The 15,071-nt window shown below is 36.7% G+C and carries 14 protein-coding genes; 3 read left to right on the top strand and 11 right to left on the bottom strand.

What is annotated here, in order from left to right:
• Positions 1-9: 9 nt before the first annotated feature.
• From WCV66_RS05525 to WCV66_RS05505, 5 genes are read right to left on the bottom strand one after another with little or no spacing between them, the layout of a single operon-like run.
• Positions 10-954, bottom strand: a complete 945-nt coding sequence (locus WCV66_RS05525; protein WP_338788197.1) for a DUF1861 family protein — start codon at positions 952-954, stop codon at positions 10-12.
• Positions 951-2,567, bottom strand: a complete 1,617-nt coding sequence (locus WCV66_RS05520) for an alpha-glucosidase (RefSeq protein WP_338788196.1) — start codon at positions 2,565-2,567, stop codon at positions 951-953. The genes WCV66_RS05525 and WCV66_RS05520 overlap by 4 nt, the downstream gene beginning before the upstream one ends.
• Before the next feature lie 17 nt (positions 2,568-2,584).
• Positions 2,585-3,415, bottom strand: a complete 831-nt coding sequence (locus WCV66_RS05515; protein ID WP_066329536.1) for a carbohydrate ABC transporter permease — start codon at positions 3,413-3,415, stop codon at positions 2,585-2,587.
• On the bottom strand, positions 3,402-4,283 hold the full coding sequence (locus WCV66_RS05510) for a carbohydrate ABC transporter permease (protein WP_066329543.1): 882 nt from the start codon (positions 4,281-4,283) through the stop codon (positions 3,402-3,404). Before WCV66_RS05510 ends, WCV66_RS05515 begins: the two co-directional genes overlap by 14 nt.
• Positions 4,283-5,608 carry an ABC transporter substrate-binding protein gene (locus WCV66_RS05505; protein WP_413789630.1) on the bottom strand — a complete coding sequence of 442 codons (1,326 nt, stop codon included), beginning with the start codon at positions 5,606-5,608 and terminating at the stop codon, positions 4,283-4,285. Before WCV66_RS05505 ends, WCV66_RS05510 begins: the two co-directional genes overlap by 1 nt.
• 419 nt (positions 5,609-6,027) lie before the next feature.
• On the opposite strand from WCV66_RS05505, the gene WCV66_RS05500 reads away from it, so the two are divergent.
• Positions 6,028-7,050 (top strand): LacI family DNA-binding transcriptional regulator, encoded by a 1,023-nt coding sequence (locus WCV66_RS05500; protein ID WP_338788194.1) that lies wholly within the window; start codon positions 6,028-6,030, stop codon positions 7,048-7,050.
• A gap of 216 nt (positions 7,051-7,266) precedes the next feature.
• Here WCV66_RS05500 and WCV66_RS05495 read toward each other — a convergent pair whose 3' ends face one another.
• The gene (locus WCV66_RS05495) at positions 7,267-7,506 is read right to left on the bottom strand and encodes a hypothetical protein (protein ID WP_338788192.1); all 240 of its coding nucleotides are present in this window, start codon (positions 7,504-7,506) and stop codon (positions 7,267-7,269) included.
• A gap of 112 nt (positions 7,507-7,618) precedes the next feature.
• Complete coding sequence (locus WCV66_RS05490; RefSeq protein WP_338788191.1) at positions 7,619-8,266, bottom strand: 2OG-Fe(II) oxygenase; 648 nt, start codon at positions 8,264-8,266, stop codon at positions 7,619-7,621.
• 498 nt (positions 8,267-8,764) lie between these two features.
• On the opposite strand from WCV66_RS05490, the gene WCV66_RS05485 reads away from it, so the two are divergent.
• Positions 8,765-9,532 (top strand): SurA N-terminal domain-containing protein, encoded by a 768-nt coding sequence (locus WCV66_RS05485; protein WP_338788189.1) that lies wholly within the window; start codon positions 8,765-8,767, stop codon positions 9,530-9,532.
• Positions 9,533-10,347: 815 nt separating this feature from the next.
• Here WCV66_RS05485 and WCV66_RS05480 read toward each other — a convergent pair.
• Both WCV66_RS05480 and WCV66_RS05475 read right to left on the bottom strand, forming a co-directional pair.
• Positions 10,348-11,280 carry a 6-bladed beta-propeller gene (locus tag WCV66_RS05480; protein ID WP_338788188.1) on the bottom strand — a complete coding sequence of 311 codons (933 nt, stop codon included), beginning with the start codon at positions 11,278-11,280 and terminating at the stop codon, positions 10,348-10,350.
• 342 nt (positions 11,281-11,622) lie between these two features.
• Positions 11,623-12,513, bottom strand: coding sequence for an AraC family transcriptional regulator (locus WCV66_RS05475; protein WP_066329559.1), 891 nt, complete (start codon positions 12,511-12,513; stop codon positions 11,623-11,625).
• Between the two features lie 345 nt (positions 12,514-12,858).
• On the opposite strand from WCV66_RS05475, the gene WCV66_RS05470 reads away from it, so the two are divergent.
• Positions 12,859-13,692: a phytanoyl-CoA dioxygenase family protein gene (locus WCV66_RS05470; protein WP_338788187.1), complete on the top strand. Its 834-nt coding sequence runs from the start codon at positions 12,859-12,861 to the stop codon at positions 13,690-13,692.
• Between the two features lie 81 nt (positions 13,693-13,773).
• Here WCV66_RS05470 and WCV66_RS05465 read toward each other — a convergent pair whose 3' ends face one another.
• Together WCV66_RS05465 and WCV66_RS05460 are read right to left on the bottom strand one after the other, a co-directional pair.
• Positions 13,774-14,607 carry a sugar phosphate isomerase/epimerase family protein gene (locus WCV66_RS05465; protein WP_338788186.1) on the bottom strand — a complete coding sequence of 278 codons (834 nt, stop codon included), beginning with the start codon at positions 14,605-14,607 and terminating at the stop codon, positions 13,774-13,776.
• Positions 14,608-14,651: 44 nt separating this feature from the next.
• Entirely contained in the window at positions 14,652-15,017 is a 366-nt protein-coding gene (locus WCV66_RS05460) for a hypothetical protein (RefSeq protein WP_083964519.1), read from the bottom strand.
• Between the last annotated feature and the right edge of the window lie 54 nt (positions 15,018-15,071).

Genomic DNA, 15,071 nt, shown 5'->3' with positions numbered 1-15,071 from the left:
ATTAACTCCTTAGTTTTCATAATCTAAAAATGGATCTTCTATTGAGATTTTTTGTGCGTCTGCATCACTAATACCTGCATATAAATCAGCTGTACCGTCTTGTTTACGGACTAAGCCACCACTAAAAACAACATCGATTAAATCAGGACGTTTTGCCGGTCCCTCAAGGAAATTTGATCGTGTCGCAATTAACTTAATGTCTGAACAATCCCCAGTCTCCGGGTCAATCGCAAACACCATTGGGTAATAATGACGATTTCCCTCGTCATCAAAATTCGCAATATGACCTAAAACACCAATCAAACCATTTGCTAAAAGGTGAGCCTCATTCGCTCCACCCCATTCTTCATCAATAAATTGATTTTCCAGCAATGGTGTCTTCTCAATTTCTTCGATCGTTAACTGCTCTAAAGAAGGCAGACGTCTGAAACCGATTTTCCCTCTGCCCCCTTTTTCACCTTGTGGACGTGTTAACATTCCGATTGAACCATCCTTTAGTTCAATTAGTCGTAAATCCTTCATTCCATCCGGACCCTGCGCAAATTCTGTTAAGCTAGCAATCTTATCACCTTTCAGAAAAACTGTGCGCCAGCTTAATGAATTCTCTAGCGTAGGATGTGGGAATATTTCGACTCCACCTAGTACAAGCTCTCCTGCTATTTTTGTGAAAAATGGATCCTGCAGCTTAAAAACAGGCGCACCCTCTCTTGGTGCCCATTCACCGTTTTGCTCAACAAAGAAATGGACCTCAGAATGCTCACTGTCTCGTGACTCTACTCTTCCAGCAATCACAAGCTGTCCTTCATCTTCAAATGGAGCGGAAATATTGTAAACATCTTTATCTCCAACCCCTATAAATCGTAGCTTTTCAGCATGACGTGGCTGTGCCTGCTGTTTGAATTCTTGCAATAAGTTCGCACATGTTTTTACTTCTGATTTGATATATTTACTCATGCTTTATCTCCCTCTAGACATAGAATGAACGCTTCTCCTGGCTGAATGGTTCCGTCTACATTTTTCCTTTTATTTGCTAGTAAAATATCAGTGACAGAATGAGCTTCTGAAGGGAAGGGAACTTCTATCTCACCAAAATTGATCAAGACCATCATTCGTTCCCCTTCAGCCGACTTTATAAAATAGATCATGTCACCGTTTTTTTCTAACAACTCATATTCGCCATGATGTAAGGCTGGATGCATTCTCCTTAATTCCAGGAGCTTTTTATAATAAGAAAGAACCGAATCAATTTGGTTTAGCTGCTCTTTCACATTGATCCCCTCACGAATTTCCGGAAATGCAATCCATGGCTTCACTGTTGAAAATCCACTGTATTCTGAGTTATCCCATTGCATAGGTGATCTCGATTTATCACGACTTTTCTCATTGGCCATGACTAATGCTTCTTCCTTGCTTTTTCCGGCTGCGATCGCTAGGTCGTAGGCTGTTACTCCTTGAATGTCCTTCATTAAGGAGATGTCATGATGAACTAAATCACGCATACCAATTTCATCTCCAAAATAGAGAAATGGAACACCTTTTGCTGTTAGCATAAGGGTCGCAAGCAGCTTCGCCCGTTCCTCCTCGATTCCTTCATCCCCAAATCGAGAAATATGACGCGGCATATCATGACTACTGAAAAATAAGGTTGGCAATTGATCTTCGTGATGAACGTCTTCCATTTTTCGTAATTGTTTAAAAATCGTATCCACATGAAAGGTTGGGATACTTCCGAGATTAAAATTAAACACAATGTCTAATTTGTTTTTCCCGCTATAGGTTGAGAGAACGTCAATTTCCTCTGACCCTACTTCTCCGACGAGAACCTTGTCTGGAAATTGATGAACAAAGCTTGAGATCTCTTCAATCACCTCTAAAATCCCAGCTTGGTCTTTATCATAAAGATGGGTTTGCTGATTGTTTTCATCGACTGGATTGTTTTTAAATGTATCATTGACCTTTAGAAAATTAATAACATCAAGGCGAAATCCATCAATTCCTTTGTTTAACCAAAAGGCCATCACCTCGAACATGGCATGCTTCGCTTCTTTGTTTGCCCAATTGATATCCACTTGTTCCTTGGCGAATGCATGATAATAATATTGTTCTGACTCTTCATTAAACTCCCATGCAGAGCCACCGAAAAACGATTCCCAGTTATTCGGTGGGTTTCCCTCAACAGGATCTCTCCAAATATACCAATCACGCTTCGGATGATGTGGATCTGAAATCGATTCCTTAAACCATTCATGTTCTGAGGACGTATGATTTAACACAAGGTCTGCAATGACCTTAATGCCTCGTTTATGTGCCTGTTCAATAAAGAATTCAAAGTCAGCCATCGTTCCATAGTCTGGATCAATCGCATAATAATCAGAGATATCATAGCCGTTATCCACTTTTGGAGACGTGTAAAAGGGTGTCAGCCACAAACCATCAATCCCAAGATGCGTAAAGTAATCCAACTTCTCTGTGAGCCCTTTAAAATCTCCAATACCATCCTTGTTTCCATCAGCAAAGCTCGGCATATACACTTCATAAAAAACGGCTTTTTTCCACCATTTCTCCATAATTTCCTCCGTGCTGTTTATTTAAGGGTAAACTGCATTCCCTCTTGGAATTTCTTCGCAAAGAAAAGGAACAGAATAATAATTGGCAATGTTAACAACACTGATGCAGCATACATTGGACCTGGATAGCCTCCATATGGACCAAACATTTGCGATAATAGAACGTTCAATGTAAGCATTTGATCACTTCGAACAACAAGCATATCCCATAATAACTCTGTCCATCTTTCCATGAACAAGAATAAGAAAATAACAGCTGTGATTGATTTTGACATCGGCAGGACGACCTTAAACATGATTTGCAGATTAGACGCCCCATCTAATTTCGCTGCTTCAATAAATGTATCCGGAATCGCTCGGAAGAAGTTTGTGTACATAAAGACCGCCCATAAGCTCATTGCCTTTGGAATGATCATCGCCCAGTACGTATCATATAGACCTACATTTTGTACAATTAAAAACGTAGGAACCAATAAAATGATGGCTGGGAAAAACATTTGAAACAAAATAAGATTATTAACGGTTTCTCGACCTTTAAAGTTCATTTTTGCCAACGCATACGCTACCATGACGCCAGTCACCATCATCAGGACGGTAGATCCTGCTGAAACGATGACACTGTTGAAAAAGGCTTGTATCCATGGTCTTGGTATGGCGACATCACCACCACCAAATAGCCACTGATAGGAACGTAACGAAAATTCTGTCGGAATCACCCGTTTATCAACCTGATCCCACGCCGCAAAAGAATTCAGAACCATATAGAGATATGGAAACACCATGATGATTAGTAAGACAATCGCAACGATATATCGTAGGAGTAATCCATTTTTTTTAGACCCAACCATTGCGTTTCCCCCACATTTCTAATAATTTTCGAATAACAAAAATAGAAATAAACGTAACAACCGATGCAATAATTGCAACTGCTGACGCATAACCAGCCTGAAGATTTTTAAACGCTTGTGTAAAGATTTCCATTTGCCATGTATTAGTTGCGTAATTTGGTCCTCCACCTGTTAATTGATAAACCTCTGTGAAAATCCCAAATGTCACACCTATTGATAAAATCAAAACGGTATAAATCGCTGGATAAAGTAACGGAAGAGTAATTTTCCAAAAACGTTGCCAAGGTGAAACACCATCAATGGCGGCTGCTTCGTAAATTTCCGAATTAATACTTTCAAAGCCTGATGTTAAAATTAAGGCATAATACCCTGTAAACTTCCAAGCGATAATAACGGCTACTACACATAACGCTGAGAACGGTGATCCTAACCAGTCGATATCAAGTCCGAGCTTCGTCCTTAAAAATGCATTAACCGGACTATTGTAGGAAAGGAGCCCTTTTACGATTAATGACGAAACCACACCAGATGCTAAATACGGAAGGAAAAATCCGATTAAAAAGATACCTTTAAATTTAGGCAATCCATGAATAATTGCCGCAACAATGATTGATGAGACAATAACCAGTGGTACAAATACTGCCATAAATTTAAAGGTTACAAAGAAAGCAGCTTGAACTCCTGGTGACTGAAGTGCTTTGATGTAGTTAGAAATGCCCTCAAAATTAATTTCTGGTGATATTAAATCCCAATCGGTTGCCGATAAATACAATGACCACACGAGCGGAATGGCAAAGAAAATAATTGCATAGATAAGGTATGGACTGGCAAATAGCCAGCCCAATCCATTACTCTTAGTTGTTCTCATTACTTGAGATCCCCCTCAATGGCCTTTTTCATCTCATTCCAGCCTTTTTCAGGATCTACCTCCCCCTTAACAACTGGGTTTACTGCGTGCTGTCCGATATATGTTTGCAACTCATTGTATTTCGCATTGTCAATTGAAGGTATGGCATTTGGTACAGCCTCTGCATACGGCTGTAATACTGGATTTTTTTCAAAGAACGTTGTAAATGCTTCATTAGTTGCTAAGTCATCACGAGCTGGCGGCAAGCTTGTTTTTTCTAACCACTCTAGGTCATTCTTAGGATCTGAATAAATCCATTTCATAAATTCCATTGCCGCTTTCTTTTGTTCATCTGTCGCAGATGCATAAATAACTAACCCTTTAGTATCAGCGAATGTTTTTACATTTTCAGTTGACATATCATCTGGAACAGGAGGTGCTGCAAGTGTAAAGGTTTCACCATATTTCATTTCCGGGAATTTTTCAGCCCAGTAAGTGAATGTCCAAGGTCCAATGTCAGTAAAAATGCCTAAACCTGTTTCAAATGGATCTGTTACTTGTTTTGCTAATAATGCATCTTCTTTTCGTAAATCATCTAAAAATGTTAAAACATTTATTCCCGCCTTATCATCAGCCACAAAATTGTTACCTTCAATAAAGTTATTTCCTTCTGATGCCGCATCATAAAGCATAAAGAAGTCAAACCATCGCTTCCAAGCTGTTGGGTCAGCTAAATCCGCTTTTGCCCACACATATTTTTCCGGATATTTCGCCTTAAGCTTCTTCGCAACATCAAGCATTTCACTATATGTTTTAGGCGGTTCATTCACACCTAACTCTTTTAAAATATCAAGTCTCCATCCAAACAGCATTGGATTTGAGTAAATTGGAAGAACATATTGATTGCCATCAGCAAACGTCCAGCCCTTAACGGTTTCTGTCATATGACGAGCAGAAACAATCTCATCCCAGCCTTCTAATTCATTTAATGGTACTAGTGCTTTACTTTCTGCAAGCTGTGCAGCAAACCCACGATTAATATTTTCTGACATCGTTGGTGCACTTTTCCCTGCAATTGCTGATTGAATACTTGCTTCAGATGAAGGACTCTCTTTAATCGCACTTACATTGACCTTAATCTCAGGATTTTCCTTTTCGAATTCCTTCGCTACTGCCTCCCAATAAACTTGCTGAGTCGGGTTTGGAGCCGCCCAGAATTCAATGGTAGTTACACCGTCATTTCCAGCACCTTGCTCTGTGCCTTTATTTCCACAACCTGATAAAACAGATACTGCCATTGTTGCTGCGAATAATAATGATGCGCCTTTTTTCAATGCACGATTCATCTTCATACCCCCAATTATTTTATAAAGGCGAAAGACTTTTCAATAGTCTTCCCAACTATAATGTAAGTTTTGTACATTTTTTGAGAACGCTATCAAATTTACTAAAAGAAATAGTATAATTGACTATAGTCATGTACAAAAACTCACTTAATTAAAATTACTTTTTTAGTTACAAAGATTACTTTATTGATTATAAATGTTTTTGTAACCTTACAAACAACATTATTGCACCGCTTACATGATAAGTCAACCTATTACTTTTAATTTTTTCGATTTGTAATGTTATTTGCATTTTATGTTGTCATGTATTATATTATCATTGTAACGTTACATAATTATATTTGTAATGTAATATAAATCAGGTTAAATATGAAACTCTCCTACTATAAATGATTTAAATAGAAAGGTTGGTCGCTCCTATGGCAAAAAAGATCACGATGCAGGATATCGCAGATCGTTTACAAATATCAAAGAATTCTGTTTCACAAGCTCTATCTGGAAAACCAGGGGTAAGTGAGGAAACAAGAAGGATAGTCGAAACTGCTGCTAGAGAGCTAGGCTATGAATATACATCCGTCCGAAATCAATTACAGAAAAGTGAACAAAATAAGACTTTTGCACTCATCGCATCCGAATTTGCCTTCTCACTTAAAAGCTTTTTTGGAGAAATCTATTTAAGTATTGAGAGAGAGCTCTCGAAGCAAGGGATTCATTTATTAATCCAGCCCATCAGTGAGCATGCCATTTCCGAACGTCAATTACCGTCATTTGTTCAAAATAAATCGGTTGATGGAATTTTAATTCTATCTCATTTAAGTACAGACTATATTAATGAAATCCTTTCAACTAACATTCCTACAATCTTAATCGACCATCATCATCCTCATATTAACGCAGATGCGATCCTAACCAATAATCGCTTCGGTGCTTATACTGCAGTTGAACACTTGTTGAAGTTAGGCCATAGGAAGATTGGGTTTGTCGGAAATACCTCCTATTCACCAAGCTATTATGAGAGATTAGAGGGCTACCGTTTAGCATTACATCACCACGAAATAAAGATTGATCCAACCTTTATTCTATCTGATGTCCTTGAGGAAGATGAGGATCTTTGCATCTCAATGAGCAAATTACCTAAACAGCCCACTGCATGGTTTTGTGTAAACGATGGATTTGGATTTCTTGTTTGCTCCTACCTCCACCACGCTGGCATCAAAATTCCCGACCAAATCTCGGTATGTAATTTTGACAATGGACAACTTTCACAAATATCCAATCCAAAAATAACAACAATGGATATTGATCTAAAGCTCTACGGAATAAAAGCAGTTGAACAATTAATCTGGAGAATCAACAACAAAGACGCTGTTTATCAAGAAATTCTATTACCAACTACTTTAATAAAGAGAGCTTCGACTGGTCCTGTTCTTACGCGGGACTGAGGGACAGGTGGGACTAAGGGACAGGTTGTTTGTCCCTCTGCAAACCTAGTAATATTAGAGTTAAAACACAATAATAAGACAGTTTGATTGAGTCTGAAATTCAATAACCTAACCGATCAAAAAGCTTCAGGATCTAATAAAATTAGCATTACAATACAAAGGAAAAAGGGACATGGTTCCTGTCCCTTCGTCCCCCGTCCCCTCCCTATCCTCACATCAACGAGCACGTTGAATAACACTTTTGGATATTCCTGTTACTCTTGATAACTGCCTTATGGTCACACCTTCCAATTCCTTAAGTTTGGCTAAAGTACGGTCTCTATCTCCTTTCTCCATTTTTTGTAACATACTAATATTTTCAATCCCTAATTTATTCAGATACTCTCTAACATCACTATCGGACACCCTAGTTTTTACTTTGTAATCTAAACATTGATCATCATTAGATTCTTGCATTAGCTACTTCTATAATATAATATCTTCACCTTAAACCGTAATAGAGGTCTGGAGCAAATTGAATTATTTACATAGCTTAGCAAAATAAAAAATCACGCTCTGCGTGATTTTTTTATCGAACTTTTTGTTTACGCATCCACTGAGTAGCTACCCATTTTTCTCCTTTAACAACAGGTGCTCCTCCGTGAAGGGTAAGGTCGTTAAGTTCGGTATTCTTATAAAAATATTCAAAGTACACAGCCATTCCTTTTTTGGGAGATACCGAAAAACCTAACTTAGGAAAATAAGTTTCTCCACCTTCTTCGACATCATTTAAGTACATAATTAATGTACTAATGCGATTATTTTTAGATGCTCTGCTGGTAGAAGCGAAATAATCGTGATGTGCTTTATATTCTTGGCCAGGTAAGTATTTTAAAATTTGAAGGCCTTCAGCGTACTCAATGGATAAACCCATTATATCAGAAATTCTCATTTCAATTTGATGTACAAGTTCGTTTTCGCTTTCTTCAAAAAACATGCTGCTGCTCGTTCTAATGTTGTTTACTTCACGTGCAGCGCCAATTTTTGAGCGTTGCACTTTATCTTTAGATAGTTGTATGAGTTCGTCACATTCTTGGTTACTTAGGACATTCCCTAAAACTAGAACGAGAGGCTTTTCTAAACGGGCGACAATATCAATCTCTCTATCTTTTAATTTAATTTCGCTCCCCGAATGATTAAAAATCGTTTGTTCTTTGGATGGATTATCTAGTAACATCTTTCACCTGCTCCTCAAAAGACTCATTTTTTCTGAATTTTCACCTTATTATATGTAAGCGATTTCTTATAAGGATTATATCATGCAAGACAAAGATGGTGCCGGCTTTTATTTTCCAAGTGGTACAACTCATACCTATAACAATATAAGTAGAATGATTGTTTCTCTTTGCACCACCACCGATAGCGACTAAGAAACGTACTAGCTTATTATCGCTCTCGGAAACTCCCTCAGTTTTAATACGATTTTCTCACGAATACTCGCTTAATATCTTTTCATAAATGCAAGGCATCCCCTTTAAGAAACTAAATTGCTTAATCGTATTCGAATTTGCTTTTTTGCAGGCATCATTTTTATTATTACAAAACGTTTCAATCCTGTTACAAGTCTTAAAAAAGAGTGCATAATGTTTCTTTTTAGTAAGGTTTACTTTATAATGCGCACTAGATGATTTTTTAGGGAAATATTATACTTCTAGCTTAAGGAAGGAGATCGATTATGAAAAAAATGATGTTTACATTAATAACCGGTCTAATGGCCGTTGTTTTAGCAGCATGCGGAGGAAATGAAGAAAGTAAAGAAGCTAAAAATGATGATAAAGTAAAAACAGCGGAAACCGATCAGCAGAAGGAACAGCAAAAGCTAATGGAAGAAATGCAAAAGAAATTAGAAGGACAGCAAGTAGATGAAAAGAAAATTGTTGCCATAGTGAATGATAAAGAAATTTTAGGAAGCGACTATAATAGCGCCTTAGCATCTATACAAGGACAAATGCAGCAAATGGGCCAAGATCCGACTTCTAAAGAAGCTGCAGAGCAAGTGAAAAAACAAACAATTGACAGCTTAGTCGGACAAACTCTTCTTCTTCAAGAGGCAGATAAAAAAGGCTATAAAGCTTCAGCGGCAGATATTAATAAGCAGCTGGACGAAACGAAAAAACAATTTAAAACAGAAAAAGAATTCAAAACCGCTCTTAAAAAATCCGGCATGGGTATGAAAACACTTGAAACTCAAATAGCTGACGATATTAAACTTAAACAGTACGTTGAGAAAGAAGCCACGGCTGGTGAAATAACCGATGAAGAAATTCAAAAAACGTATGATCAATATGCGGAACAAGGAAAGAGCACTGGACAAGAAGTTCCAAAGTTTGAAGAAGTAAAACCACAAATCGAACAATCTATTCAGCAGCAAAAACAGCATGAAAAACTCGCTCAGCAGGTTGAAGAGTTAAAGAAAAATGCGAAGATTGATATTAAGATTTAAAGTTGTTACACACAAAAAGGAACAGCTCAAGTGAACTGCACCCCAATTGTTAGACACAACTAACAATTGGAGGTGCAGTTCAAATTTTGCTCCTTTTTTTTAATGACTTAAGAACTTATTATGATGAAACAAAGGAGAGAAAACAAATAGGGTTAACCAAGTAATTCAGTTAACCAGTTTCTAAATATCGAAAAAATCATCACTCTTCACATTAGGGTCAATCTTCCTTAAAGTATTTCATATTTTCCTCATAATGCTTTGGGTAGGCTCGTGATCAGCGTCTTCCTTGCATAGTTCACTGATAGTAGAACGAATGACCTTTGAATTATTTGCAAGCCATTGCTGAGAAATCCCTCGTTTATTTGAACTGAACTGCTAATCTGATTGTTTAAACTTAAAAACATTTTTCATTATGCAATCTGTGCCAATACACGAAAAAGACGCGTTCCTAAACAAACGCGCCCGTTAGTGAAACTTTATGGATTTTTATTTAAGATAGGTAATTGACTCTATATAAAACATCAGGTACATGGTATATGTACATTTCTAATGCATCCGTATTTGCTTCTAAAGTAGTAATAGTCTAAAGGTAATAGGAGAAGCTTTAGTCTGATTTAACAATAATATATTGATTCAACGGGTTGGAACTTGAGTTTCTTGTGAATTTGATAGAGTTTTGAACATCAAATACCTTTGTTTAATCAATATTTCCACTACCTGATACCATATACCATGAATAGAGATTATTATTTCTAACTGCTATTTCAACTGGATTGAGCAATGGACTATATATACGGAATCCACTCACTTTGTGACTATCGGGTATTAGATAGCTTAGTTACTCTTCCATCCGAAATCCACTCAACAACATAAACATCGCCATGTGAATTGACACAAACACCATGAGGAGAACTAAACCTATTTGTTCGAAAATAGGTTTTTGGTAGATTAGGCCATCCCTTCTGCTTATAGGCTTGTTGATCCTCTCCTAAATGACATACCAGACGGTCATGCTCATCAAGTATTGTCACACGGCTATTCAAATCAGGGATATAGATGTCTTTTCCAAAGAAATAAAAACTACATGGTAGGTCTAAGTCTTTATCTATAAAGTGCTTGTGCTCACCATCCAAAGAAAAAACTTGGATCCGATGATTCCTTCTATCAGCAACATAGATTTCAGGATCAGAGCCTCGTAAATTAATAGAAATACCATGGGGCTCCAATAGTTTACCAGGTTCGCTCCCACGTCCTCCCCATGAACGAATATAATTTCCCTTTGCATCATAATGGTGAACATAATATTGACCATACCCATCACTAATATAAATATCCCCGTTAGGTGCTACACAAACATCTGTTGGGATATATCGTCGCTCTTGATCATAAATATCAGGGAGGTTAGGCTCACCCACCTCAAGGAGTACTTCCCCTTTTAGGGTTGTTTTTACCATTAGGGCACGCGCAGTATCTGTAATATAAAAATACTCTTGACCGTCCACATCTTTATGAAGATAAAAACCATGGGCACCACCTTCAAATTCTTCACCCCAGGAGTCTACGAAATTCCCTTCATTATCAAACACGATAACCGCATCTTTACTAGTATTAAATACATACACATTGTCATTTGAATCGACACAGACTCCATGGGTATATCCATAAGAAATACCTTCTGGAAGTAGACCCCATCCAGATTCTACCTCTAAATTGAGTGAACTGTTTCCAACTACTAAACTTTCATACATGAATCAATTCCTCCTTAAAATATTTTACTTAATTCCTAAAATTGAATGCTATGTTATTAGTCGTTTTTTTAAATTCGTTTTTTACAAATCTTTTTATCCATCAATTATTTCTTTTGATACGTTATTTTTGTATTTTCCAGGAGAACAGCCAACAACTTTTCGAACTCACTTATCATACTTTCTAACAAAGAACGAATCCGTAAAATGTGATTATCATTTTCCAAAACTATTCAATTTTATTCTGTTTATTCAACTAAATTTTATGTAAATTGAGATAATTATTCATTGTCCATCCTGCCACCTTGATGGTCGATTCGGCCATATTTACTAAAACCCTTTATATTAAAGCTCGAGGCTTTGTATTTTATATTCTGTTGGTGTTAAACCAGTTACTGTTTTAAAATTTCTACAGAAATAGTGCAGACTCGTATATCCTAATTTTACTGAAACTTCTTCTATCGTTTTCACTTCTAATAATAATTGTTTCGCTTTTCGTATACGTTCTTGGATCAAGTAATGTTTAGGAGAAGAACCAATGGTTTCTCTGAATATGGAAGCAAAATAGGTCGGGTGATACCCACATAATTCCGCTAATTCACATGAAGACCAGTTAATGTTTGGCTGTTTACGAATAGCTTCCAATGCAGGTGCTATTTTCCTCCTTTCTCCAGAAGAATACTTTCCGTTCATTTCATTTCTGATAATAATTGTGATTAACTGAGTTAACAAACCTCTCATAACAAACGTATACCCTGGTTCTTCAAACCGATATTCACGAATAATTTGGGTAAATAAGGTTTCAACATTAGGTAATATAAAATGGTTTGGGAATTCTACTTCACCATGCTCATCTACAAGAATTTGATAGGGTGATACTAAATCACCCAGTTCGCTTGTAGAACAGTTTTTTATGCCATTAAGTGGATGATTAGGGACAGGGGACTCCTCATCCCAACTGAAATGAATACTTTTAAACGTAAATGGGTCGTCTTTTGATGAAACAAGCTTATGTGGGTTATTCCCGTAAAATAAACACTCACCTGGATTTAATTGAAAAACATTTGGCCCAAGGGTTACTGTTGCCTTACCTGAAACAATGTAGATTAGCTGACAATCAGGAATTGTTCTTGGCCCCCAAACCTGGCCAGGATCTGCAGTCATTTTATTCGCGAAGTTTACCGTCGGCTTTAACATCGATAACATACCTATTTTAATTTTTTCATCAGTAACCATTTTTACCTCCCTAGCTTTCTAGCAAATTACAATATCTGTGAAAAATGCAAATATTTATTCGAATATTCTAACGACAGACCCTTTTTGCTCTTGTTATCATATAGTTACACAAAGAATAAAGAAAAAGAAAGCAGGAGGTGAAACAACATTTTAATCAACCATCGCATTGATCAAAAAGGTTTACGCAAATGTGATGATTCAAAAGAGGTTAATAGAAACTGTAAAAGTTGCAAGCAATGCAAACTTTATTCTCAAAATCCCAACTCCATGACTGATCCTCACTTTGTAGGTTCTGAAAATGAAAAAAGATAAAAATACCAATCATTATTCGAAAGGGTGGAGAAAATGTTAACAAACGAACAATTAAAAGAGTTTGAAAAATTAGGATATATCAAAGGTGATGTAGTACTAAGCGACACTGAAGTTGATGAGCTTCGTGAAGAATTAGATTTAGTCATGAGTGGAAAATCTGTAAAAAAGCCAGTTCTAAACCGAAATCTTGTTAATGACGAAGTCGACTATGGAATGTCAATCTCCCAAAAAGAAACGGTCGTACAAATTGTAAATATTTGGATGGCGAGTGATTTATTTTATCAACATGCATGTAATCAGAAAATTTGTGAGGAAGTTGCTCAGTTATGCAGTTCGGATACATTAAGAATTTGGCATGATCAAGTTCAGTATAAGCCACCGGTTACTGGAGGTCCTACTGTTTGGCATCAAGACCATCCTGCTTGGCCAATTATTCAACCTGCTAATCTTGTCAGTGCTTGGGTCGCCCTTGATGATGCAATAATCGAAAACGGTTGCATGTGGATGGTACCAGGAAGCCACAAGTGGGGTGACCAACAGAAATATTTAGGAACTGATTCTAACTTTATGCCATACCATAAACAACCAGATCTCCTGCCAGAAGGTGTAAACACAAAAGCTGTACCATTTGAAATTAAAAAAGGGCAAGTCGGATATCATCATTGTTTAACATGGCACGGCGGTACAAACAACCGTTCAGATCGGAAGCGTCGTGCTATCGCAGTTCACTATATGCCGGGACATACACGCTATGAGCCTACTGGATCACATCCGATGGAAGCTCATGTTAACGTGAAGGCTGGTGAAATACTTAAAGGTAATGATTTCCCTGTTGTATATAAAAAGGACTCAGCTGTAATGCTATAATGGCAACAAATTCGACAAGTACAAATGTACTTGTCGAATTTGTTGCTTTTTAAATACGAAGTTCTATTAAATATAGATCGACTATTTTAACATTACAGCCATTTCATCAAACTTTACTACACGATCACGAATATCACAAAAGTTGTCAATATTAACATATTCCATGATAAATGGAACACCCTCGGTATATTTATGATACATATTAAAAAATAAAGGCCATTCAATATCTCCATCTCCTATTACACGACCATATGTATCATTAACTTTGCGATCCTTACCATGGAAATAGGCAATATGCGGAGTTAAATAAGAAAACATTTCTTCTTCTGAATTATTTGCAATTAAATTAGCCGGGTCTAACAAAACTTTTACGCGATCAGAGCCAACTTGATTAATAAAATCATCCATTCGTTTGGCACTTGGAACAACATCTAGGACACATGGCTCAAGAGCAACCGAAACATTATATTTTTTTGCTTTATCTGCTAACCATTTTACATTTTCAACAAGTATTTGAAATGCAGATTCATAGGTATCTGAATTTACTCCCCTCCTACTAGGAATAAATCCACACTCACTAGATACATAAGGTACATTATTAATTGAAGCAATTTCCATCAGACGTTCAAAATAAGTAAGGTTTTTTTCATTTTCCTTTTCATTCGGTTCTAGTAAATTTGTAAACACACCGATTGAAGTTACCTCAATTCCATTTGTTCTATATGTTTCTACTATCTCGGTACTCCGTTCATTCGATAAACTATCCATATCTGACCGGCCATTATATACCCAATAATTTGAATCACTTTGAGAAAAACATAACTCAGTCCACTTAAATCCTTTTTCCGCTAATAGTTTTGCAGTTTCTTTGTTGCTAAGCTGAGGAAAACTCCTTGATACAACACCAACATCCATTATTACTCCTCCTCCTACATAGTTTTTAAAAGTTTTAATGACAATTAAGTTCTTTCAAAAAATGTAACTAATACTCCGTTTGGATCGAGTAACGAAAATTCCTTTAATCCATAGTTTTTCAATTCTAGTTTTCCGTTTGGATGTAGAAATTCCCGTTTCTTGTACTTTTCATAATGATCATTGATATTATTCGTTTCAATTCGAATGACAGACCAGTCACATAAATATTTTTTTGATGTCTTATAAAGATGAAATTCCACATTGCCATTTTTCAATCCAGCATAAGTCAGTGGTTCACCATCCCTGATATGGTTATTAAACCCTAATTGTTCAGTATAAAATGCAATTGTTTTTTCCATTTCTATAGCTGGAACTAACGGTACTATGCTTAATAGGTTTGCTTTTTTCAATCGGGATACTCCTTCCAGTATGTTAAGATGTTAAACTATTATCTTTCGTTTTCT

This window comes from Metabacillus rhizosphaerae, assembly GCF_037201795.1.
GTDB lineage: Bacteria > Bacillota > Bacilli > Bacillales > Bacillaceae > Metabacillus > Metabacillus rhizosphaerae.
The sequence above is the reverse complement of the archived record's forward strand: the minus strand, read 5'-3'. Positions and strand labels throughout refer to the sequence as shown.